Origin of the sequence: Cytobacillus depressus (assembly GCF_008923245.1) — a bacterium.
Lineage (GTDB): Bacteria > Bacillota > Bacilli > Bacillales > Cytobacillaceae > Cytobacillus > Cytobacillus depressus.
In genome coordinates this window covers 116,308-139,446 of the sequence record NZ_WBOS01000003.1, presented here as the reverse complement: position 1 = coordinate 139,446, position 23,139 = coordinate 116,308, and the positions used below count along the sequence as shown (strand labels likewise).

Sequence of the window (23,139 nt, the reverse complement as noted above, 5' to 3'; positions counted from 1 at the left end):
TATTTGCTAATTTATCACTATTTCATCCAATGAGCAAGTTCATTTTGCGAAAATATTTAAAACACCCCCTATTTCTTTATTTTTCCATTTATTTGTTCCTATCACACTAATAATTTAACCATGTTTAACCAATTAATGTTGCATCCCGGTGAAACATAGGTTAGAATAACACCACGCAAATCGTAATCATTACGTTTTATAAAACAAAAATAGGAAAGGATGATTCAGTATGGCTACATGGGATTTAAGTCGGACGGCCCATCATGTTCTCATTTGTAATGGTAGCAGCTGCAGCCAGGTTGGAGCAGAAGAATTAACACAAGCCATTCGGAAAGAAATTTCTAGTAGAGAGGCAGACGATGTCATCCATACAACGCGTACTCGTTGTAACGGAAGATGTCAGGATAAGTGCGTTATCATCTCCTATCCGACCGGTACTTGGTATAAAGATTTAAAACCGGAGGATGCCCCTGTCTTCATTGATTCCCTTCTTAACGGTGAGGATTTTGAAGAAAAAGTAAGCCATTCATACAATGGTGCCGGATTTGTACGTGTGGACGGAGTTGTCACCGGTGTACAGAAAGACAAAGTAAAAGTAAGCAAAGTTTCAAAAATACTTTAAAAGGAGAAAAAAATGACTGTATTACAATCCCCAAAAATCCCTGTCACCATTCTGACAGGCTATTTAGGCGCAGGGAAAACAACACTTTTAAACCGTATTCTAACGGAAGAGCATAACCAAAAAGTAGCCATTATTGTCAACGAATACGGAGAAGTTGGTATAGACAATCAGCTAGTAGTGGGGGCAGATGAAGAAATTTTAGAAATGAACAATGGCTGTATTTGCTGTACTGTACGCGGGGACTTAATTCGGATCTTGCGAACACTTGTTTTTTCTATGGAACAAGGCAAAAAGACGTTCAACCGAGTGTTTATTGAAACAACTGGTTTAGCAGATCCAGCTCCAGTTGCCCAAACCTTTTTTATGGATGAGTTACTGTCCGAAAAATTTGAAGTGGACAGTATTGTAACCGTTGTCGATAGTAAGCATATTGCATTGCATTTGAATCATCATGATGAAGCACAAGAGCAAATTGCCTTTGCCGATGTCATCATTTTAAATAAAACGGATTTGGTATCAAAAGAAACCCTGAGTGAGCTGGATCGAAGAATTAGGCAAATGAATCCAACAGCAAAAAGATTTTATGCCGAAAACTGCAATATCGAGATGGAACATATTTTAGGGATACACACGTTTGATGTAAACCACAAGCTTGAAGTAGATCCTCACTTCTTAGACGACCATCACCATCATGATCATGATGATAAGGTTTCATCTATTGCTTTTCTAGAGGAAAGGCCCCTGGATCTAGAAAAGGTCAATCAATGGATGAGTGAACTAGTTCAAGTAAAGGGAGCAGACTTATTACGCTATAAAGGGATTCTGAATATCCAAGGGATACATGAAAGGCTCGTTTTCCAGGGACTTCATATGCTTTTTGCAGGACGAGTAGACCGTAAATGGAAAGAAAATGAAACAAGAAAAAGTGAATTAGTCTTTATTGGTAAAGATTTAAACAAAGAAGAATTAGAGCAGCAATTTAAAAATTGTATCGCTAATTAAAAAAGCTCACTATAACACAGGAGGGTTCCTTGGATTCTGTTATAAAAATAAAGGAATCTCAAGAGTCCTTAAAGGAAAAAAGGCACTAGGAAATACCTTAGTGTAACCATGGAACAAAGTTTGATTAATTTAATTTAATTTAATAAACCTTGATATAAAGCAAATAGAAAAAGCATGTTTTGAAAAGATCAAAACACGCTTTTTCTAAATTCAATTGAATCATCCTTTAATAAAAAAGTTTGATAACTTTTATGATCCTTACTCAACTAAAGCGCCCGATTGCTGAAGATTGTTAGTGTTATTTAACCTCAACTTCTAATGAATCTAACGAAATATTATATTCTTTATTATCTACTGAAAAATCTGCTAAAGCATATATTTTATGTTCTCCTGAATCTAACTTAAATGTTCTAACAGTTTCAGATGAACTCTTCTTTTCTTGGCTAAGTGTTAGTGTATTTCGGGGTTCATTAAAACTATGCGAATCGCTATTTGATAAAGAAATAAGTGGATCTCCATAAACAATTTCTACATTACCTTGTTCCCCTGTATATTCAATGTATGCAATAACTTTTATCTCTTCATCCTTCTCATAAACACTTTTGTTTGACTTCACTACTAACTTAAAGTCTCCTTCTTGTATTTCCGCCATGTTTGTTTGTTCATACAAAGAAGGTGGTGATGCTTGTTGAGAATTGTTGTGAGTATTACAGCCAACGACTAACAGTAAAAGCGTGATAATAAAGAGCAGACGTTTCATATAGCCCTCTTATTTGGTATTTGGTGATATTTACATTATAAGGTTCCACATTATCTAAAATACCCCTTCAACAATATGGCCCTTTTCATGAAGAAAGACGCTTTCCTTATTTCAGAAAAGCGCCCTTTTGCGGAATAACCAGCATTCCTTGTTTGTCATTCGTATGATGTATTGAGCTCTCGTTCTTCGTTAGCTTAACGAAGAGGCATTTTTTCTTGTTTGAGATTATTATTTGCTTTTCATTTTTAGACAAAATCCAGTCTGCAACCAATCGCTGCTGCTTTTTTCAACCCGTCTTGTCCTCTCTTCATATCAGTCTATGAACGGGGAGGGAAGGCTGCCATAAAGAAAGAACGGAAGCCACGTTTTCCGCGCAGCTTCCGTCCCGATCTTCCGGACAACTAACTCAAATACCGATTTCGGATGACCCCCATGTGATGAATCTCGTGTCCTGCGATGCCGTACGCGAGGGCGCGCGCCGTAATGCTTGCGTTGTTGGCTGTGCCTTTGCGGGACCACGCCTCCACCGGTAACCCGCGCAGCAGTGTGATCGTCGATTGCCGTACGGCCCGGTAGTCTTCGGCCAATTGCGCGGTTGTCCAGCTTCCGAAAGGAGGCATGAACAATTCCTGGTCGAAACCGGACAGAGGCGTCTGGTCCCCTCTTGCGAACCGGAGCAGGCGGTAGGTCATGACGCGTTCTCCGTCTGCGATGTGGCCCACGACTTCTTTCAGCGTCCATTTTCCTTCCGCATACCGATACGCGCCATGGCTTTCGGTCAACGATGCCAGCAGCTCGGTCATTTGCTTTTCCTGGGCGAGCAGAATGTCGATGATGTTGCCTTCCGGCACCAACCGGATATACTCTCCGAAGTCCCCGGCATATTCTTCTTCTGACGGTCTTTGATTCATGCGTAATCACCTCTCTATGGAGTTATAGAAAATTAAAATGCTCTTTCCAATGCTCTACCGCGATTTTTTTGCGAATTTCGTAATTTCGGCATGTATAATGAATTCGCGAAAGGATAAAACTTCCCTTCCAATAATTGAGAGTAAGCACCCACTTAGTTGGTCGGTGGCCACGCTAAACTGCCCTTTAACTTAATAATAATCATATCGAATTTCCATAATTTCCACAATAAGTTATTCAATATAATGGCCCTTTTCATGAAGAAAGACGCTTTCCTTATTTCAGAAAAGCGCCCGATTGTTGAAATACATTCCCTAAACTTAAATTATAATCCAATGTCCTCTTTCCCCTTAAAAAACAGTAGTAATTTTAATCTTATTTTGTTTAATAAGGTCCGCTAAAGTAACCCCATCTATTTTTGTGGTATTTACTATATCCTGATGGAACTCACCAAAACACTCACCTACCTTTGTTTGTCCATCCCATACAGACCTTCCTTCTAAAGAACGAGAAATAAAATACTCTTTCCCTTTATAAACAAATTCAATTTCCCTACCTTGTTCCAAATAAAATAAAAAGTGCTCATAACTAATGCCTTCACCCATTGGAACATCATCAAATTTCCTTTGATTATCCATAAAAACACCCCTCTTTAATGTCCGCTCCTCACGCCATTGGTCCAAGTATGTCTGTGTGGAAATTTAAAATTTCCAGCATGTCGATAATCTATATCTACATCTGCTTTCCCATTCTTGTCATAATATCTTCTTTGCTTTACCCCTTTACTATCCTTCAAATCCTTTGAAGACAAGGCTTTGCCTGTTGTAGGTAAAGATGATTTTGTAGAGGTTGATTGAGTTGAATGATTCGCTGTTTTCGCCCCATCTTTCTTAGCTTTTTCATATGCCTTCTCAGCAAAATATGCAGCAACTTTATTATAAAGCCAAGACCCAGCTACAATAGTAGCCCCCCCAATAATAAGGACACCAGTAGCTGTTATTGCAATCTGACCAATACCCGGGATGAAATAAACACCTGCAGCAGCGGGAATTGCAAAAGCAAAAGTTTGAAATTCACCATTTCCTGTATTTCCATACATAAACGTTGTATCAATCGCATCAGGATGATATGGATTTAAGTATTCTTCAGGTATATACATAATTTCATCTTCTGCATAATAATCAGGATCCAACAGTTCTTGTGGAATATCTTCAAAACTACCGAAATCCTCTAAACTCATTTTTTCAAAATCCTGTATAGGATTCTCGTTCGAAATAGCAAGTGACGATGTTGAATATGAAAATACTAAAACAAACACCAAAAACATTGAAATTTTTGTTCTGATATGTTTATTCATTACCATTCCCTCCTACATTTATCATTTTTCAATAAACTCCTTTCTAGAAAGCATATACAAATACCTTTAAACTTTTTGAAAATAGTAAATAGGATCCAAAGAATTAATAGCAGTTTTCGATACTCTTCTTAAACAATATGGCCCTTTTCATGAAGAAAGACGCTTTCCTTATTTCAGAAAAGCGCCCGATTGTTGAAGATCATACATACAAGTCTTGTTCAACTAACGCACCCGTTAGTTTAAGTTCATTCCACTCATTTTGTTGGTTTCTCCGCTACAACCTTAAAATTCGTTGTTGATGTTGACTCATCATATGAGAAGGTAATTTTATAGTCTATTACTTCATTTGTTTCTATTTTACGAATTGATGTTGTTACGGCACCATCCCCGACATAAGTTAATTGACTATTATCCGCAATTTCGTAAGTTTTTACACCATCTACTTCATTCGTTGCAAAACCTACTCGTAGAATCGTATCACCGTAAACAAAAGCAAGATTGGAATCTGTGTTCGCTTCATGGTCATGAAAGGAAATGACCGCCTTTAACAGTGGTAGTTTATCATCTTCCACCAATACATAATCGGATATTTCATAGTTGCTATAATCCTTGTCCTTCTTGAATGCCGCGATTGCGTCATCCTTGGTGTATGGCATATCTGGTTCTTGTTGATCTAGACTTGTTGAAGTGGCTGGAGGTTCCGATGCAATCTTGGTAGTGTTGGAACATCCTATTAGCGTCAGAGTCAACACTATCCCTAAAATTACTCTTGTTTTCATACATTTTTCCTCCCTCTTCTTTTCACCTTTAATAACCATTAACCTTGTTGAACTATTCTGCCCGTTAGCACAAAAAGAAATTGAGCTGTCACGGGACCTCATTCTTTAACACTTGCACCTAAAAGTCATATCTACAAATGAGCTATCTAATTCCCAAAATCTATCTCCCAAGCTTTCTAATATTTCTTTTGCTCTTTTTTCAATATTTTCTGGAAGGTTATCTTTACTAAAATACTTTAGATCTATACTCTCCCCATCATTCATTTCTAATTTCCCGCTTACATTTATGGCACGATAAAGGTTAATTACACTGTATGTTTCATCCCCATTTGGATAACGGAAATAAAAACGTGGACCTGAGAAAACACCTAATAACTCAAACTGATTCGATATTAGCCCAGTTTCCTCTTTCAGTTCACGAAAAGCAACTTCTTCTAATGTTTCACCAAGTTCCATTGAGCCGCCTGGTAAACCCCAGTCTAATGTATCTGAACGATGTTGAAAAAGAATTTCCTTTTTCTCATTAACCACAAGTATGGTTGCTCCGACACTAATAATTGGTCTAGTACCAATTAGCTTTCTTATCTCAGATATATATCCCATTTTCCCCCTCCTAATGCTCCAAGTTTATATATTTCTCTTTTAATAATTCAAATACCTTCTTCACCTTATCTGCCATATAGTTTAAGTGCATTTCTTCACATATTCAGTTTTGTTTAAAGTCTTATTCCATTAAATGGCCCTTTTCATGAAGAAAGACGCTTTCCTTATTTCAGAAAAGCGCCCGATTGTGGAATAACAAGCATGGGTTTAACTTGTGTAAAATCCGAGTCGGTTTTAAGTCCACTATTAAATCATACTTCTATTTAAGAATAAATTATTGCATCTCATTGTTTGAGTGAGTATTAAAAAAACTTAGAATCAATGTTAACCCTGCGACAATTCCCAATACACCCAATGAGGAAATGTTCAATAGCCAAAAATTGATGGAAATTGCTAATTCTTCTGGAAACACTTTAAGGACTGAAAATGAAACCGATAATGGCAAGCCAAAGGAAAATATTATACAAGGAATAGATACACACCATAATAAAGATGGATTGATATTAAAGGTCCATTTTTTCACGAAAAGCAGAGAAATATAGAGACCGAATATAAACGGGATCAATGATTCAACCCACACAAAAGGAATCATATCAAATGTTTCCCTCGAAGTTTGTTCAACTTGATTTCTAAAATTCAAACATACATTTCCTAATACGATTAATCCTAATAACCAAAGTATTTTCCAAAAATAGAATGCCAAGTTCGAATTCTTCACGACACATTCCTCCTTTCTTAATTAATTTACGTTTGAATAGTAATTTTTGTTTCAAAATATTTCCAAAATACATGTTGATTTATGTTCTTATTACAGAAGCTAATGGAACACAGTTACATTGTGTCTCATTCAAAATATTTAAATAAAAAATACCATCTCGTTTGAGATGGATACCTCTTAATCTTATTCAATTAAAGCGCCCTTTTCTGGCACAACATTTTCAATTCACAATGTACTAAATGTAAATGCTAACGCAAACCAGAATAGGGCAAATCCGAATTCGGTAAGATATATTTTGCTGAAATCCTTATGGAGATATTTAGAAATACCGGAAAATACGGAACTGATCCCAGCCAGTATGAAGGCCCATTTTATTAAGGCGAAATCAAAACCGTTGATAATACCAAAAATAAATATTATTGCCGTCAATATTGCGATTACAACTCTAACTATTATCATCGACTTTGTAATTTTCCCTTTTTCATCTTGAAAAAAGATACCTATATCAAACACCCCCTTAGTTGGAAGTTTCTTTCACTTATGCAATATGCCTTGTTAAACAAAATTGCCCGATTCCTGAAAACCTTTGTACCGCAATCGCGCCCGATTGTGGAATATTGTTATTGAAGTAAAGCCCCCGTTAGCTTAAGTACATTAGTTCACAAAGATTCTTTATAAGTGACAAGAAAAGGTGCCAATAAAGAACCAATTATTAAAATAAAAATAGCTATGCCAAGTGTCACAAGACCATTGTTAAAAGGAGACAGAAAATAACCGAAGGTGAGCATTGGAAGAATAGTAAAAGAGACAAAAATTAACCTGCTTGGTATTGTTATCTTATGTGTTGTATCGGTTACATTTAATAGGTTTATAACCTAGCCAGAATGATTCATAGATTTTACTCCAACTAAAATGTGCATTGCATTTCTCGCATTTTTGCAAAGCTAATAACCTCCATTATAATTTTCGAATTTTCTAAGGCGTTGATTTATTAATCTGCCATTTAGTTTAAGTACATTTCTTCACAATCTCACATAAATATTCTGTTTTGTTTAAAGTCTTATTCCATTAAATGGCCCTATAATGAAAATAAGCGCTATTCCTTGTTTCAAAGACTTTATTAAAGTAAAGCCCCTTTAGTTGAATAAGAATGATGATAATTAAGATGTTTTGACTCAACGGCGCCAACCTTTTTCCTTACTTGCTAATGTAAGAATAAACTATGAATTAATTTTTCTTTTTATTTTTAGAAAAATCAAATCTGCAATGTACGTACATATAAAAATAATTAAAATTACCATTAGTAGGTTTAGATTAAAAGATTTGGTAATAAATAAAATGGCTCCAGCGATTAACCCAAAAATTAGGGATCTTGTCAAACTTTCCATGTAAAACATCTCCTGAATTTAGAAAATATATTTCAAATATTATATATATATGTTACTCTACCAATTCTTCATTCATTTTAACATAAGTATCCAATTTTGCCGTTAAGTGTTATTCTGCGGCTCTGGCTCTTTTCATAAAGAAAGAGGCTTTCCTTATTTCATAAAAGCGCCCGATTGTGGAAGATCTAAATTTATAATAATTAGTATCATTACGGGTACATATTAAATTCACCATTTTCTAATCAAGGGTTATCGGTAGTTAAAAAAGTGATTTTAATATGTTGAATTTTCTAAATATTATATAGATCTTAACTAAGAAAATATTGCTTTATGTGTCTTGCAACTTCAATTGGATTATGTTCATTACAAGGAGAAAGATGATGTAATTTTGGAAGTATTAATGTTTGTGTTTTCGGAATTGTTCGACTTAATATTCGAATCATATGGTGCACTGTTTCTGGACTTTTTTCTCCAGAAACTAATAATAAATTTGCATTAATGATTTGATAATTGGTGTAAGTGCCTTCTAAGCGTTTTACTTCCCTATGCTCACATAAGTTTGATGGTAATAATTCTTTTATTTTAATCCAATGATCTCCACGTATTACCATACGTAAGATAAGTTTTGCGTACCAGTTTGGCATTCTTGTTAAAGGACTATGGCCTGCACCCCTTACAAAACTAGTAAATGCTTCTCTAAAATCTTTTTGGTTCATGGCCTTTTCATATTGTAATATCCAGTCCCAATCTGTTGATAACGAACTTTTAGAAACTCCAGGTTCATAGAGAGCTATTTTGGTAAATGATTGAAACGTACGTGCAGTTTCTAAAGCTACGAGTCCACCATAGCTGTGTCCAAATACATAAATTGCACCTGTTACTTTTTGTAGCGCTTGAATATCTTCGCATTCTTTGTTAATAGAATACTCACTTCCCTGAGGTCCACTCATCCCTCGTCCTCTTCGATCAATGATGTGGACTGTAAATGAATCCGATAATTCTTGGGCAAGCTTGCTAAGGTCCCTCGAATCATTTAATGCACCATGGATTAGAATAAGACTGGGTCCTTGACCGATACTTTGATAACTAATGACTGTACCATCTTGTGATGTGAGTGTTGATTGAGTGAATGTGTCTATTTGGTATGTACTTTTTGAAATATTTGACATATATAGTTTCACTCCTCTGTATACAAGGTTAGATTGAATTTATTATTACTTACCTTACAATAGATTCGCATCAGTTAAAGAGTATTCCTCTTTATATATTCCATACAAAGCTAGTTGACAATAATTGCACATTTTAGGATGTACGAAAAACGCGAATCCCTTGGCACACAAGATATTAGCATTTTTTTGTATTAATCGTATTCAGGATATTATAGAACTTCGTTAAATCAACGATTCCGCACTCTCAAGTGCATCTGAAGGCTGTATAAAAAATGGGAGATATTATGACCTCTTGTTCCATTATTTGGCCCTTTAATGGAATAATTAATTAGCTTCTATTAGCTGGTTTTGCTGTATAAGAAAAAATCCTGCATATAACAGGATTTTTGATCGGACTTTAACAATTATCATTCTAGACCTAAAAAAACAGTTCATCTTTTTTATTTAAAAACATTTAAATATTTTTCAAAACGGTGCAACTTTATTACAATAGTCTAATTTTGTTTTAAAGATTCAGAATGTGTTAGTCTGAAATAAAGCTTGATTAAAAAGCATGCTATAAATTTTAAATTAATAAATAGAATAATCCCATCTACTTTAAATAAACTTTGATCAAAATAGATGGGTTTAAAATTTATATGGTCGTGTTTTTATAAAAAGCTGATTATTGATAACTTTAAGTTCTTGCTGAGATTTACAGCTATACTGATGTCCCTAAAGCATGTTATTTTCCAGGCAAAAGTTGAACGCGAAGTTCATCATTTCGATTATGGGTAGTATAATTATAAATGTAAATGTCGAGCTCATTCTTATCGAAATTCTTATACACGTCCATATGTTTATTATTTCCACCGCCAAGTAGTCCCATCATAGCGGGCTTTCCATAGCTTCGATCTTTACCGTCTAGGTAATAGGTTTGATTGACTCCACCAAACGTTGGATCATAGCTTAAAGATTCCACATAGAGGTTATTGTCCTTCATATAGTAAGTCCATGAGATTGGATACCCCGCGATGTGAGTAGTTAAGCCTTGATGTTTAGTCGATATGCCAGACAAGCGAATCGGATTGTCGTCGCCTGCAATTTCATCGACGCGGTGTTTGGCGATTAGGGTTACGGGTTGATTTGCCAAGGAAGCTGAATCCAGTCCGGCCATTTCAAAGCGCAGCTCCGTTTTGTTGGGTTGCCCGGGAACATACAGGTGCGATATGCCTCCCTTTAACAAAGTCCCACCTACGTCTAGTTGATATTCCATATAAGGAAAACGGGTGTAGTTCTGTTCATGAGTAAGAATCAGACGGACTTGGGTTGGTGTAACCGTCCATTCATAGATTTTTGTTCCGTTAAGCACCTGATTCAGAGGAATATTTAGCATTTCCTTAAATGACCCATTTTTTAATTGTTTTTTGGATAGAGCTAATTTTAAGCTCCAAGTACCTTCAGCGGTTCCTAGTGTGTGATCGTAAGCAAGCTGGAACTGGGTGCCTTCAACATGTAAGGACTCAGACTTGAATATTTGCTGGCCTAAATATTCTCCAGAGGCTCCCGGGGTTCCGAAGACAGGAACTTCAGCTTCTTGAATAAGCTTATTCCTATCATTGATGGCTTGGATACGCACCCAACTTCTGCTCTTTATTTCAGGATCCGTAAACGTAATGGACGATTGAAGTAGCATTCGATCTTCAGATTGTTCGAAAGACTGCAGGGTCACACTGTCAATCCCATCCTTCTGGATTTGAAACACTTGAGTTTTAGAGTCGTGAGGGTCGTAGTTGATGGACTGTTTCCCATCGCCTATGTAGCTGATATTCTTCATCGTAAACTCGACATCGACTTTTTGCCCATTAGCAACCCAGTCTGTTTCAAAATAACCTTGGAATACACCGAGCTCCTCATTCCACTTGTGTTCATAATTACCTTCGATGAAGTTGCCTTTATGATCTTTAAGTCCGATAAGATCAAAGCTCACTTGCTTTCCAGCCCATGATGAGCCAGGTTTCAGACTGTACAGTAAGAAGGTCCTGTTGTCGTCAATAAACGCTGTATGTACGGTTAACGTAACATCATTCTTCGTAATGGATTGCTCAATGGTCTGGCCAAGTCCCTGTTCTAATACGGACTGAATACCAGCTTTATAGGAAAGGATGCTGGACCAATCATAAATCAAAGCTGCATAGACCGGTGTAGCCATCAGAGCTAAGGATAGCCCTGCCACCACAGCAAATCGCTTTCGTTTTCGAGGACGAGGCGCAACTGATTCACCGCTGGCAACCTTCAGTTCGTCCTGCTGGATACTGCTCCACATCCGGTCAAAATCAGGATAAGACACATTATTTGATTCCTTCATTTTGTTTTTCAAATTGTTCTCAATGCGTTCCAAATTGGTTCTCTCCCTTCAACAAAAAGTTGTGATTGTGTTCAAGTTTTTTGCGCAAGATTTTCAATGCTTTATGAAGTCTCGACTTCACGGTGCCCACAGGAATTTTCAAAGTTTCGGAGATTTCCGCCATCGACAACTCACCGATATAGCGGAGGGTCACAACCGCCATCAACTTGACCGGAAGCTGATTCAGCAGTTTCTCCCATTCCACGGAAGCTGCTTTTTCCAATACGATGGTGTCTATGGATTTAACCGATGCTGTGGTCTGCTCATGGAGCCATTGGACCTGGCTCTGTTTTTCCCGTTGGGTCTGATTCCTTTTAAGCAGGTTTAAACAATGATTCATCGTGATACGCATGATCCAGGCACGTGTATGCTCAACGCTTCTCCATTCCTGGCGAAAAATGGTGACAAATACGTCATGGCAAAGATCTTCCGCATCTTGTGCGTTCCTCAGCATGTAATAGCATGTACGATACACATCTTTGTTATAAGAATTGAATAACTCTCGTTCTGTCAATCCAAGGCACTCCTTTCTTTACGTTATACTTTATAAACAAATGACTCTTGGAAAAGGTTCATCTTTTTTATAAACGGTTAAACTTTTTTTATAAACGGTACGACTTTTTTATAAACAGTACAACTTTCTTTCAAATCAACATCTATACAAATCTAGTTAACATAAAGTCCTTATAGGCACTGAAAAAGGATCTTCAGTTGGAAGATCCTTTTAGCTTCTTGTTCAATTAAAGCGCCCGATTGCTGAATATCGTTATTAAATTAAAGCATCCGATAGTGAAGAAAACTTAAAAGTTTTTCAATAAATTATTTAATCTTACCAACGCTTCACTTACTTCTTTTCTTAGTTGCTTTTCTGATATTTCAAAGGCTGTTTCTTTTCCAGGTGGGCATTCGTGCCAATAACAATCCACTGCTTCAAAAGCTCCGTTTAAGATTTCAAATAGCGTGTTATCCATTCTTTCTGTTTCGTTTTTAAATGTTCTTAAATAGTCACGTTCAAAATCCCCAACTGTAATTACTTCATTTATAAAATCCTCCATTAACCTTAAGAAAAAGCACAATTCTTGCTGGCAGAATTGCGCCCTATAATTGAACTATTAATATTATTTTGTCGCCCGTTTTATAAATTAATTAAGTTACAAAACTGACGAATGATTTGAGCTTTTATTTCTTGAATAGGAAACTGCATTTCGAATGTTTTCTTTGGCTGCCACGAATCCGTTCTCTCTCTCCCTGAGTCCTTTGCATAGTAAACTTTTCATTCCTTCATAAAACTAGTTATTTGATGATACAGCTTCTCGGGATGGGTGAGATTGACCATATGGTCTGCACCTGGAATTTCTATGATTCGAGCGTCTGAGTGCTTTCGAAAGTAATTGGCAACACCAAGGTTATCGAGTGAATCCTCCTTACCGATTATCAATAATGTTCTTGCCGTCAATTCTCCTAATCTTTCGATGGCCGGTGGTTCCGGCCAAATCAATTTAACTGCCGGCCATTCAAACATTCGATTCATATGGTGCCGGAGCATTTGAACCATCAAATTCCTGTGAGGACTCACTGTTACAACACGATACGATGGATTACTGAGCAAAAGCCCAACCATCTTATCGATATCGGGGGCAGCTTCATGAATCTTCTTCATATTCTCTTCAAATACCTTTGAATACCTAAACCCAGATAATCCAGGTGCAAGCAAAACAAGTTTAGAAACCCTTTCAGGATAATTCAGAGTGAATTCGGTGGCAATTTGGCCACCCATTGAGTGACCGATAAGTGTCGCCTGATTTATTTCTAGATGATCAAGCAGCGACAGCAAATCTTCAACATGGTTGACATCTTCTAATGGGGACGGTGATTTCCCTGTCCCACGTAAGTCAAAAGCAACGACCTTGTAGTGTTTCGCTAAAAGAGATGCGAAAAATGTCCAGTTCCGTACATCAGCACCACCAGTGAGGAGAACCACAGGATGACCATTACCATTAACTTCATAATACAAATCCATTGAAAATCCCTCCACCCATTACAATTTAATATTTTCATGAAACCCCGATAAAGATTAACAAAAAAATAATTGTTAAGTTTTCACCCAACCACTCCCCTAGTTCAACGTATTACATATTTTACCATAGGAAAATAAAAACGAACTGAATTTTTAGATAAATATCTTTTTGTTCCACTATCTAACTTCTTTAATTCAAAATAGCTTACTCCATTAAATGGCCCTTTTCATGAAGAAAGACGCTTTCCTTATTACAGAAAAGCGCCCGATTGTTGAATACCGATTAATTTATTTTAACTTGTGTTTATTGTAGAACTTTTTAGAATTAGATGTTTAAAAAACTTCTAATTTTTCACTCAACATAATCAGAGGTTATCGGCACATGAAAAAGAATCTTAGATTGAAGATCCCTTTTTTCGAATCAATTACCATACCCCTCTTACAGAAACAGTTCCCCGTGTAGATGACGACCAACTTGTATTTAGACCCAAGGATGTAGCCACATTCTACCTGTGTCTGTACTTTAGTTCGCTATTCTTTGCCTCAATCTTATAAACGGTCTTTCGACTTCTCCTTAAAGTGGCCTAGTGACAGGGTAGCTGCTCTAATTTTAATGTTGAGAAATTGGACTTTTTATATTTATTTATAGTGCAAAATAGCACTTAAAATTGGTGCAAAATAACTCCAAAAGTGACACTTCGACTTGCGTATATGAGTTGCTTTCTAGGAGCTGCAGAGCGTGTTCAATCTGTTTCTTGTTGTATTTATTCGGTCTGCCTTCTCGGAAGTCATCACGCTGGTTTGCAATAACCTTGCCTTCCTGAGGGTGTATCTTCAACCAATCCCATATTCAAACATGGACTTTAATACCTTTTTCAAATAGAGCTTTTACAGTTTGGATCCCATCCACCGTTGAACGCGCGAAACGATCTAGCTGGTAACTACTAATGTATCACCTTCTCTTAAGATAGAAAGCAATTTTTGAAATTCTACACGTTCCTTTTTGTTTCAGTAAATTTTTCGGAATAAATTTTGTCGCAGCCTTCATTTTTTAATGTTTGAAGTTGCCCTTCTAAATCTTGTCCAACTGTCGACACTCTCGCATATCCATATTTCATGTTACCCCCCCATTTTTAATTATCAGAAGGTTTACAGTGGTAAATAGTCTATCAATGTTTGGTATACTTTTTGTCAATTAATGAATAAGTGCTATGTCGTAGGTAGTATATTGGTATATTTCAATGGCTGTAATCAAAGACCAACTAAAAACAGAGATGGTAAGTAGATTAGCCATTGCGGATTTGAATACAACTAGAAGTAGCAATAAGAATAAACATGGAGTAGATCATTAGGCTATTATTATCAATGATAATAAATGCATCACCTTCTATCGTAAACAACAGAAAAACGCTTCTCAAAAGTTTAATCAACTTATGAGAAGCCTCTTTTATATACCTGATGTTAGCATTTTGTTAGCAAATCGCTTTAAAACCCTTATTTATCAAGGGTTTTTGCGGTCATCACATCATGCCGCCCATTCATGTAGGTGTAAAATGGGGAAAAATGGCATTAAAACAGATGTTGTTTTATCGGCTTTTCTACAATGATTCTATAATAATCTTAAACTGAAAATAAAAAACTGTATAAGCAAAATTATAAGCATCAAATACACTTTTTTATATAAAATTCTGTTAAACACAATATTGATGTTTTAATAGATTATCAAAGCATGGTAATAACACATTTTTCGCAGCCACATCCCATGAAACTGTTTCCTTAATGTAAAAATACATTCTTTTACACAGCATTAACATGCTTTTAACAATGATATTGTAATGTTTTAGGTGAAAGGATGGTTTTTGAAATAAAGGGGTTAAATACCTAATTTAACAAAAAAACAATAGTATGAAAGGCACTCTCTATTGCTTACAGGAAATTATATTTGCCATTTAGGAATCAATTATTACCTATATTCATTGAGGAAGGAAGGCAGAAAGTCAATGACAGACCAATCAAAAAAGGAAACAGGAAAATCGTTGTCTACTAATGTTTTTAATGACCAAATGGATCGCCGTGATTTTTTTAGAAAGACTTCGCAGGTTGCCGGGGCTGCTTTTGGATTAACATTGGTAGGCTCGCTGAGTAGCATACCTGTCAGTGCCGTATCCAGTTCATCGGTTACAAATGGAAATAAACCAGATTTGGTTTTTCCAGTTATCAGTGATATACATATTCACCATCAAAACGTTGCAAATTTAGAAAAATTTATAACCACATTAGATCAGTTAAATCAATTAATTCCTGAGCAAGATGCTTTTGTGGCTGTAGGCGATTTAACAGATAATGGATTTGAACCAGAATACGATAAGTTTATGTCCACTTATAATAAACGAAAACAACCAAAAGCAGTTTCCATGTTTGCAATTGGTAATCATGACTACTGGAATGGATTATCTGTAATTAATGCGCAAAAGCGATTCCTTGAGAAAACCGGGATGGAAACACTTTACTTTCATAAAGTAGTAAAAGGCTATCATTTTATCATTCTGGGATCGGAAGATGGCAGAACTGAAGGAACCTTTTCTGTAAGGCAAATTGAATGGCTGGGTGAACAGCTACAGATGGCAAACGCTGACGACCCGAAAAAACCGATTTTCGTCTTCCATCATCAGCCTATCAAAGGAACCGTATATGGAAGCGAATGGGGCTTCTCTCAAAATAGGGACCTATTTTACGATACATTAAAAAAATATCCGCAAGTTGTCTCATTTTCCGGCCACACACATTATCCGCTGGATGATCCAAAAATCATTCACCAAAAAGATTTCACCTCTATTGGAACCTCTACAGGTGCATACTTGTGGCTTGATAGTGGAAGGATTCAAGGTGAAGTACCTGCGGGAGCTGATTTTCTAAATCAAGCTTTGATTGTAGAAGTGTATAACAATAAATTAATCATTAAACGCCGTGATATTCATAACAATGATTGGACAGGAGAGCCATTCGAAATTAGTTATCCCGCTGAAAAGAACAAATTTAAATATACAGAAGACCGGGACAAGAAGGCTCCTTTCTTTGCCAAGGATGCAATGATCTCCATCGATCATGAAAAGACGGCAGTTACAAGCTTAACTATTATGTTGAGTCAAGCAAAAGATGATCTTCTTGTACATGACTATCGAGTGGTGGCGAGAAATACCGAAACTGGGGAAGTAGCCAATGAGTTTCTTGCATTCTCGGAATTCTACAAAGATCCTGTGCCTAACCCTTTAACATTGACAATCGGGGAATTAAAGCCTAACACTACGTATGATATTGAGGTACATGCTCTGGATGCATTCGAAAATATAAGTGCTAATTCTTTAAAAGTATTAGGGAAAACACTTGACGGTGAAGTAAAAGATCCAACAATAAAGTTATCTAAAGATGTTTTAAAAGGAGTAGAAGACTCGTTAGAAGTTACGGTTGAAAATGTAAGAGCCCCGAAAAGTGACTGGATCGGATTATATGAAGTAAATGAAAAACCCGGGGATATTGCTTCAATTTGGTGGATGTACACGAATCCGACAAATGGGACACTGACATTCCCTTATAAAGGAAGCAGTTCTTCAAGATACAAGGAAGGTTCCACTTATAAATTTGTTTATTTCTACGGCAGCGGATATGACGCTGTAGCACAAGCTACATTCACTATTGGAAGCAAGGAATAGTCCATTAATCATTTAATTTAATAAGCTATTAACACAGGAGGTACACTTTATGCTCCAAAATATTGGGATTCCAGGCTTAATATTGGTTCTAGTTATTGCATTGATCATTTTTGGACCGTCAAAATTGCCTGAACTGGGTAGGGCAGTTGGTTCGACATTAAAGGAATTTAAAAAATCAACGCGGGAACTGGTTTCTGATGATGAACAGGAAAAAGAGCAATTGGATAAGAAGCAAGAAAAAAGCCTGTAGATAACATTAACTTGTAAGATGTGAGTAGCTCCTTTAACTTGCATCTTATTTTTTAAATGGAGGTGTTAACAATGAGGAAAAAAGAAATGAATCTTATCGGCCATTTAGACGAATTGCGCAGCCGTTTAATTGTTACCTTGGGTGCCTTTATCGTTTTTTTCATTTTGGCGTTTATTTATGTGAAAGACATTTATCATTGGATTGTTCAAGACATTCCGATACAACTAGCCGTTTTGGGTCCCAGTGATATATTATGGGTCTATTTAATGTTGTCCTGTGTTGTTGCACTTGCTGGAACGATACCAGTCGCTGCTCACCAAATTTGGCTATTTGTCAGGCCGGCCTTATTCGAAAACGAGAGGAAAGTAACCCTGGCTTACATTCCCGCCTTATTTATATTGTTTATTTTAGGAATATGCTTCGGATACTTTCTCATCTTTCCGATTGTTTTCAACTTCCTTCTCTCATTATCGGATGAAATGTTTATGAATTTCTTTACGGTAGAGAAATATTTTCGGTTTTTAATAAATATGACGATTCCTTTCGGTTTATTATTTGAACTGCCAGTGGTCATTATGTTCTTGACAAGCATTGGAATACTAAACCCTTACCGCTTACAAAAAGTTAGAAAATATGCGTATTTTGTCTTAGTATTAACGTCAGTGCTTATTACTCCTCCTGATTTTTTATCAGATATTCTTGTCGCCATCCCATTGCTCTTTCTGTATGAATGTAGCATTTTTCTATCAAAAATAGTTTATCACCGAAAAGAAAATAATGCTGCTCTTGAAGTTTAAATTAAGATTGAACATGCTCCTTTCTAATAAGACAGAATTGGGGCTGTCCATAAAGTGGAAAAACATGACCTTCTGGACAGCCCCATTCAATTGAATTACAAGTCCCTGTTTTTTCTCATCGAACGGATTCATTCATTAAATAGCGTTGAGCCATCTACATGAATAAACTTATTTATATAAGTAGAATATAAATATTTGGTCAAAAAATATTCTTGATTTTCCTTTCCCCGAATGTCCCAAAGTTCCTCAACTTCAATCGTTCAGAGTCCTCCCGATGTGATTTTTTAAACTGGATTTTCTACATGGTTTCTGGATTAAAAACACAAAAATATTCATTTTTCCCTTGATGAAGCGGAAACTGAATATCATCAAGGTTAATTTCTCTGCCATGGCATACTTCTGCAAACTCTCTATAAAATGGTTTATAGTTATCCCTTTCAATACTAAGTGTGGCATCTAATCGATAGGAAACAGAATTACTATTCTTCATTTGTTCATCTAGTAGCGTTATTAATTCAGGAGGAGTTTTAGCATCTCTTCTTACGGTTAACATTGGACTATAATAATTAAATCTATCATCAAAGAAAATTCCTTGATGATTAGCTTGATTAGCCGAGCTTTGCACGTAACGATGGATATCCACTACAATTAAGAAAGGTTGTAGAAACCAGACTAAAACGTTTGTTAAAAAATGCTGGTATTGAAAGAAATATTACTCCTCACTCACTCAGACATACTCACACATCCCTTTTGATTGAGGCGGGTGTAGGAGTAAAGGAGATTCAGCAACGTTTGGGGCATACGAACATTAACACAACCATGAACATTTACGCTCATATGACAGCCAATATGGAAGAAAAGGCCTCCCACCAGTTCAGTAAACTGATGAAAGACCTTCTCTGATAGTTAGCTTTTGTGAAAAAGAATGAGCATTTTTGCTAACTATGAGCAAATATATGAGCGTTTAAACTTCTTTTACCTAAAAACCCCCATATATCAATGAATTATGATGTTTATTACATCATGCCGCCCATAAGCTCGCCACGTAAATCCTCGAAAATAGCTACAAAAAAACCATTAAAATCAACGTTTCAAAGAAAATCAGAAAATACCGCCAAATGATTTCATAATCTCTCATGACCAAATAAATGACCATGTGTGTGACTACAGATTTTAGAAAACATTAGATGAATTGTAAAAATTTATAAATAAACCTGTTAAGGATGATTTCAACAGTGAAGCTAATTAAAATGGCTTTTGTTGCGTTTAGTATATCACTATTTATATCAGGTTGTAACCACGATTACGGGGCTAAAACAGTTTCAATAAATGTTATCCAACAACTTATTGATGACCAAAAAAGTGGGTTCGTCATAATTTCAGAAAAGCGCCCTTTAATGGAATAACAAAAATAGAGGAACAGATACTCATATGAGCTTAATGATTTAAAATTATACTTCCTATTAAGACCGATCCCATACCTATTTTAGCCCCTCACCTCATCTTGAACAAAGTACCGTTTTTTAAGTAACCTCTTCACAATACCATCTATATATTAACATAAATATCCAGTTTCCTTTAAAGGTCTTATTCCATTAAATGGCCCTTTTCATGAAGAAAGACGCTTTCCTTATTTCAGAAAAGCGCCCGATAATGGAATAACTATAAAGCTAATGAAGCTTTTTTAAAAGCTGCGTTTACCTGCCCAAGCTCCTTGCATTTTACTGAGGAATACAATTTGCCCAATATGATATGCGTTGTGCATTGCTAAACTCTTCAGTTCAAGCACTAATGGATTGTCATCAGGAATCGGTCTATACAAATCTTCTAGATCTGATTTTGCTAGTATTTTTTCAAGTTCACGATGAACAGAAAAGTATTCTTGTTTTGTTTCCTTCCAATTTTGAAAGGTCTCAGTTGGTAATCGATATGTAGCGTCATTATTTTCTGCCTTTGGTTCATTTGCTGTTTCACCAAGAAAGCGTAACAGAATTCTCTTTTCAAAGAAAAGTAAATGACAAACTAATTCCCAAATGGAATGTGCCCCCTCAACTGGTTTCCAAATTGCCTGTTCCAAAGTAATATTCTCTAGTACTTTTTCAAGTGGTGGAAACCAGTCTTCTTTATCTAAGCAGCTTGCCCATTGTTGTAACAAAAGTGTCCTTACATCCATTTTCTATTCCCTCCAATCTTATCCCTTTTAATAGATAATCCCTTTGGTCAATATTCATTTGCGGCGTGTTGTTTTGGCATAACTTACAATTTCGAGATGAACCATCTGATTACCTCCCTTACTCCACAATCTGGCCCTATAATGAAAATAGGCGCTGTTCCTTGTTACAGAAAAGCGCCCGACTATTAAATTAGCTACTTCAATATCCACCGAACAATATTTTATGACCTTTTTGAATTATCTTCTAATTCTTTCTCAATTTCATCATCGCTTACCCTTTGTATTCCAACATCTTTGATATTTAGATGTTTTGAAATCTGTTTTAATTGATATTTAATTGTCGAAAGGCTAAATACGACATATAAGATAAATAATACAGCTACAATGCTCCAAAACATTGATTTCCCCCTCATAAACCTACTAATGGATAGATTTCTTTTCCTTCATCATGTTCCTTAAATGGCCCTTAAATCGAAATTTGCTTTATCCTTCTTCTTCAAGGATAGCGCCCGATTGCGGAAGAGCGTTATTAATAATTCGCATTAGTGCTATGTTGATAAGTCATATTTTTTCATCCTACTTTTTGTACTTCCCAAGGATGTCCAACAAAATTTTTACTATCTTCTATATCTAATTTTGCTTTTAAATAATGTGTATTTCCAAATTGGTCCTCACATTGAAAACTCCATATTATTGTTAAATTTTTCAAGGTATCAGGTATGTTGCTTCCAGATTCAACTTTAGAAGTTTTTGATCTCAGCTGATCATTATGAAATTCTATTATTGCGCTATCACCTGGTGAAAGTGAAGTTTCCTTACTTTGGGCTTTATGTGAAGTTGTTACAATAGCATTAGTTTCATCAAATACTTCAAATGAAATTGACTTTATCCCAGAGACAATAAAATCAGAAACATTTTTTAATTCTGCTCTCAAATTCATATAATTTCCGTTGCTGCTACTATTTTTCAATTCAAATTTTGGAGTGTTTTTCTTAATTTCATCTAGCTTTTCCTTCTCATATCTCTGTTCTGCCATTGCCATACTCTTTTTTTGTAATTCTAGCGTTAATTTATTTATTTCATCTGTTTTTTGATGCGACACATAATTTTGATATACTGTTATAATGCCTAAACTCACTGTACCTAAAAATGTCAATACAGCGCCATAATACCCTAGTATATTTGATATATCATACCCTACTTTAAAAAAGTCCCATGGCGTATTCAAATAATATATCCAATTAAGAAATAATGGCATTATTATGATAAAAAACAAAAATAAAAGTACTATAACTAATATGGTCAATTTCTTATGATTTCCCATCCACTCAAACACTTACTATCACCTTTGATATAATAATATTTAGCTATAACTGCTTAGGCCACAAAGTTTTTGTTGCATTCAATAAATTATACCATTTTCATGAAATAGATTAACTACTCTGTGTCAAAAATCTCATGTATTCCACAATCTGGCCCGATTACTGAAAAAGGCACAATTCCTCTTCAAGAATTGCGCCCTTTAATGGAATAGCTATAAGTTCTCAAACTTAAGATCACTTAATTCTTAATTAACTAACGTACCCGTTTGTTTAAGTACATTTATTCACAAACCTGTTTAAGCGAAAAGGTTTTGTCATTAACCCTATACTCTATATTTTTTTTACTATATTAAACTTATCCCAATTAAATAGAGGACAATGATATGTATAGGATAGAACAAATAAAAAAAGTATTTCATTCCAACTCCCTTTTTACCGTTATAAAGTAACATAATTGGTAATGCGAAAATCATTATCCATTGATATTTAGCGAAAGGGAAAAGGTAAAATGCAATTGCCCCAGGATTTCCACCCCATCTTTCAGTAGCAATATACAGGAATAAACAATAAGCAGAGTAACTTACACTAAGTTGTATCTTAGTTTTCGATAAATAAAAAAGCACTCCTAAAAGGATAATAGTTATTCCGCCCTCAACGAAAAATAAATTTCCAAATATGGAGCCATAAAAATAATGAGAAGCCCTTGTGTAAATAACTAATATTTCCGAAAAAAGTACACAGAAAATGGTACTAACGATTTGCCATAATAGAAAATAAACATAGTATTTTATTTTTTTATGTTCAATTAAAAAAAGAAGCCAAGCTAACAGGAAAAGTGTTGTAAAGAAGTTATTGGTAATTTCAACCCCTGTATGAGCATTGATACTATTAAAATATAAATTGATAAAGGACATTAAAAATCCCGCGACATACAAACGGAATAAGTATTTCTTATGATTCGATGTATGTTTAAATCCGATAGCAACTCCAAAAATGAAAATCGGTGCAGCGATTCGTCCTAACCACCTTAGTAACTCGGGGGTATTTGGAATAAATAAACCAATGTGGTCAAGTACCATTAAAATTAAGGCGATAATTTTTAGCATAGTAGTAGTCAATTTAGGAACTTCCTCTCTTTAAAATGAGGACATAAGAAAAAGGCGATTCTATTTTTTTG

General features: G+C 35.6%; 22 protein-coding genes and 2 pseudogenes. 6 read left to right on the top strand and 18 right to left on the bottom strand.

Features of this window, described 5'->3' with window-relative positions; translation table 11 throughout:
* The first annotated feature begins 229 nt into the window (after positions 1–229).
* Both F7731_RS09525 and F7731_RS09520 read left to right on the top strand, forming a co-directional pair.
* Positions 230–622 carry a (2Fe-2S) ferredoxin domain-containing protein gene (locus F7731_RS09525; protein WP_151534550.1) on the top strand — a complete coding sequence of 131 codons (393 nt, stop codon included), beginning with the start codon at positions 230–232 and terminating at the stop codon, positions 620–622.
* Positions 623–634: 12 nt separating this feature from the next.
* Entirely contained in the window at positions 635–1,624 is a 990-nt protein-coding gene (locus F7731_RS09520) for a CobW family GTP-binding protein (RefSeq protein ID WP_151534549.1), read from the top strand.
* 298 nt (positions 1,625–1,922) lie between these two features.
* On the opposite strand, the gene F7731_RS09515 is transcribed toward F7731_RS09520, so the two are convergent.
* From F7731_RS09515 to F7731_RS09455, 13 genes and pseudogenes are all read right to left on the bottom strand, one after another.
* Positions 1,923–2,384 (bottom strand): hypothetical protein, encoded by a 462-nt coding sequence (locus F7731_RS09515; RefSeq protein WP_151534548.1) that lies wholly within the window; start codon positions 2,382–2,384, stop codon positions 1,923–1,925.
* A 401-nt stretch (positions 2,385–2,785) separates the two neighbouring features.
* A complete protein-coding gene (locus F7731_RS09510; RefSeq protein ID WP_009708953.1) occupies positions 2,786–3,295 on the bottom strand; it encodes a DinB family protein in 510 nt (169 codons plus the stop codon).
* A gap of 348 nt (positions 3,296–3,643) precedes the next feature.
* Positions 3,644–3,931 (bottom strand): hypothetical protein, encoded by a 288-nt coding sequence (locus F7731_RS09505; protein WP_151534547.1) that lies wholly within the window; start codon positions 3,929–3,931, stop codon positions 3,644–3,646.
* A 14-nt stretch (positions 3,932–3,945) separates the two neighbouring features.
* Positions 3,946–4,650 carry a hypothetical protein gene (locus F7731_RS09500; RefSeq protein WP_151534546.1) on the bottom strand — a complete coding sequence of 235 codons (705 nt, stop codon included), beginning with the start codon at positions 4,648–4,650 and terminating at the stop codon, positions 3,946–3,948.
* Between the two features lie 254 nt (positions 4,651–4,904).
* On the bottom strand, positions 4,905–5,531 hold the full coding sequence (locus F7731_RS09495) for a hypothetical protein (protein ID WP_151534545.1): 627 nt from the start codon (positions 5,529–5,531) through the stop codon (positions 4,905–4,907).
* A gap of 3 nt (positions 5,532–5,534) precedes the next feature.
* Complete coding sequence (locus F7731_RS09490) at positions 5,535–6,032, bottom strand: NUDIX hydrolase (RefSeq protein ID WP_151534544.1); 498 nt, start codon at positions 6,030–6,032, stop codon at positions 5,535–5,537.
* 274 nt (positions 6,033–6,306) lie between these two features.
* A complete protein-coding gene (locus F7731_RS09485) occupies positions 6,307–6,750 on the bottom strand; it encodes a hypothetical protein (RefSeq protein WP_151534543.1) in 444 nt (147 codons plus the stop codon).
* A 1,696-nt stretch (positions 6,751–8,446) separates the two neighbouring features.
* A complete protein-coding gene (locus F7731_RS09480) occupies positions 8,447–9,307 on the bottom strand; it encodes an alpha/beta fold hydrolase (RefSeq protein ID WP_151534542.1) in 861 nt (286 codons plus the stop codon).
* Positions 9,308–10,031: 724 nt separating this feature from the next.
* Entirely contained in the window at positions 10,032–11,687 is a 1,656-nt protein-coding gene (locus F7731_RS09475; protein WP_151534541.1) for a DUF4179 domain-containing protein, read from the bottom strand.
* On the bottom strand, positions 11,674–12,207 hold the full coding sequence (locus F7731_RS09470) for an RNA polymerase sigma factor (protein ID WP_151534540.1): 534 nt from the start codon (positions 12,205–12,207) through the stop codon (positions 11,674–11,676). The genes F7731_RS09475 and F7731_RS09470 overlap by 14 nt, the downstream gene beginning before the upstream one ends.
* A 286-nt stretch (positions 12,208–12,493) precedes the next feature.
* A complete protein-coding gene (locus tag F7731_RS09465; RefSeq protein WP_151534539.1) occupies positions 12,494–12,748 on the bottom strand; it encodes a colicin immunity domain-containing protein in 255 nt (84 codons plus the stop codon).
* 218 nt (positions 12,749–12,966) lie between these two features.
* Positions 12,967–13,713, bottom strand: coding sequence for an alpha/beta fold hydrolase (locus tag F7731_RS09460; RefSeq protein WP_151534538.1), 747 nt, complete (start codon positions 13,711–13,713; stop codon positions 12,967–12,969).
* Positions 13,714–14,353: 640 nt separating this feature from the next.
* Positions 14,354–14,828 (bottom strand): annotated as a pseudogene (locus F7731_RS09455) (recombinase family protein).
* A gap of 882 nt (positions 14,829–15,710) precedes the next feature.
* Between F7731_RS09455 and F7731_RS09450 the strand changes: the two are divergent.
* The 3 genes from F7731_RS09450 (at position 15,711) to tatC (ending at position 18,467) form a co-directional block, all read left to right on the top strand.
* Entirely contained in the window at positions 15,711–17,420 is a 1,710-nt protein-coding gene (locus F7731_RS09450; RefSeq protein ID WP_151534537.1) for a metallophosphoesterase family protein, read from the top strand.
* Between the two features lie 49 nt (positions 17,421–17,469).
* The gene (locus F7731_RS09445) at positions 17,470–17,670 is read left to right on the top strand and encodes a twin-arginine translocase TatA/TatE family subunit (protein WP_151534536.1); all 201 of its coding nucleotides are present in this window, start codon (positions 17,470–17,472) and stop codon (positions 17,668–17,670) included.
* A gap of 71 nt (positions 17,671–17,741) precedes the next feature.
* Complete coding sequence (tatC, locus tag F7731_RS09440) at positions 17,742–18,467, top strand: twin-arginine translocase subunit TatC (protein ID WP_151534535.1); 726 nt, start codon at positions 17,742–17,744, stop codon at positions 18,465–18,467.
* 298 nt (positions 18,468–18,765) lie between these two features.
* Here the strand turns inward: tatC and F7731_RS09435 are convergent, their stop codons facing one another.
* Entirely contained in the window at positions 18,766–19,092 is a 327-nt protein-coding gene (locus tag F7731_RS09435) for a hypothetical protein (protein ID WP_151534534.1), read from the bottom strand.
* Between F7731_RS09435 and F7731_RS09430 the strand changes: the two are divergent.
* Positions 19,086–19,370: pseudogene (locus F7731_RS09430) on the top strand (tyrosine-type recombinase/integrase); the annotation flags it as partial. The gene F7731_RS09435 and the pseudogene F7731_RS09430 overlap by 7 nt on opposite strands.
* A gap of 781 nt (positions 19,371–20,151) precedes the next feature.
* Here the strand turns inward: F7731_RS09430 and F7731_RS09425 are convergent.
* The 4 genes from F7731_RS09425 to F7731_RS09415 form a co-directional block, all read right to left on the bottom strand.
* The gene (locus F7731_RS09425; protein WP_151534533.1) at positions 20,152–20,640 is read right to left on the bottom strand and encodes a DinB family protein; all 489 of its coding nucleotides are present in this window, start codon (positions 20,638–20,640) and stop codon (positions 20,152–20,154) included.
* 221 nt (positions 20,641–20,861) lie between these two features.
* Positions 20,862–21,038: a hypothetical protein gene (locus F7731_RS26435; RefSeq protein ID WP_170289669.1), complete on the bottom strand. Its 177-nt coding sequence runs from the start codon at positions 21,036–21,038 to the stop codon at positions 20,862–20,864.
* 173 nt (positions 21,039–21,211) lie between these two features.
* Entirely contained in the window at positions 21,212–21,976 is a 765-nt protein-coding gene (locus F7731_RS09420; RefSeq protein WP_151534532.1) for a hypothetical protein, read from the bottom strand.
* Positions 21,977–22,306: 330 nt separating this feature from the next.
* The gene (locus tag F7731_RS09415) at positions 22,307–23,080 is read right to left on the bottom strand and encodes a TraX family protein (protein ID WP_151534531.1); all 774 of its coding nucleotides are present in this window, start codon (positions 23,078–23,080) and stop codon (positions 22,307–22,309) included.
* Between the last annotated feature and the right edge of the window lie 59 nt (positions 23,081–23,139).

What these genes read in the sequence shown, in the direction of transcription:
- F7731_RS09525 (WP_151534550.1), top strand. Translation starts at nt 230, where the DNA reads ATGGCTACATGGGATTTAAGTCGGACGGCCCATCATGTTCTCATTTGT.
- F7731_RS09520 (WP_151534549.1), top strand. Translation starts at nt 635, where the DNA reads ATGACTGTATTACAATCCCCAAAAATCCCTGTCACCATTCTGACAGGC.
- F7731_RS09515 (WP_151534548.1), bottom strand. Translation starts at nt 2,384, where the DNA reads ATGAAACGTCTGCTCTTTATTATCACGCTTTTACTGTTAGTCGTTGGC.
- F7731_RS09510 (WP_009708953.1), bottom strand. Translation starts at nt 3,295, where the DNA reads ATGAATCAAAGACCGTCAGAAGAAGAATATGCCGGGGACTTCGGAGAG.
- F7731_RS09505 (WP_151534547.1), bottom strand. Translation starts at nt 3,931, where the DNA reads ATGGATAATCAAAGGAAATTTGATGATGTTCCAATGGGTGAAGGCATT.
- F7731_RS09500 (WP_151534546.1), bottom strand. Translation starts at nt 4,650, where the DNA reads ATGAATAAACATATCAGAACAAAAATTTCAATGTTTTTGGTGTTTGTT.
- F7731_RS09495 (WP_151534545.1), bottom strand. Translation starts at nt 5,531, where the DNA reads ATGAGGTCCCGTGACAGCTCAATTTCTTTTTGTGCTAACGGGCAGAAT.
- F7731_RS09490 (WP_151534544.1), bottom strand. Translation starts at nt 6,032, where the DNA reads ATGGGATATATATCTGAGATAAGAAAGCTAATTGGTACTAGACCAATT.
- F7731_RS09480 (WP_151534542.1), bottom strand. Translation starts at nt 9,307, where the DNA reads ATGTCAAATATTTCAAAAAGTACATACCAAATAGACACATTCACTCAA.
- F7731_RS09465 (WP_151534539.1), bottom strand. Translation starts at nt 12,748, where the DNA reads ATGGAGGATTTTATAAATGAAGTAATTACAGTTGGGGATTTTGAACGT.
- F7731_RS09460 (WP_151534538.1), bottom strand. Translation starts at nt 13,713, where the DNA reads ATGGATTTGTATTATGAAGTTAATGGTAATGGTCATCCTGTGGTTCTC.
- F7731_RS09450 (WP_151534537.1), top strand. Translation starts at nt 15,711, where the DNA reads ATGACAGACCAATCAAAAAAGGAAACAGGAAAATCGTTGTCTACTAAT.
- F7731_RS09445 (WP_151534536.1), top strand. Translation starts at nt 17,470, where the DNA reads ATGCTCCAAAATATTGGGATTCCAGGCTTAATATTGGTTCTAGTTATT.
- tatC (WP_151534535.1), top strand. Translation starts at nt 17,742, where the DNA reads ATGAGGAAAAAAGAAATGAATCTTATCGGCCATTTAGACGAATTGCGC.
- F7731_RS09425 (WP_151534533.1), bottom strand. Translation starts at nt 20,640, where the DNA reads ATGGATGTAAGGACACTTTTGTTACAACAATGGGCAAGCTGCTTAGAT.
- F7731_RS26435 (WP_170289669.1), bottom strand. Translation starts at nt 21,038, where the DNA reads ATGTTTTGGAGCATTGTAGCTGTATTATTTATCTTATATGTCGTATTT.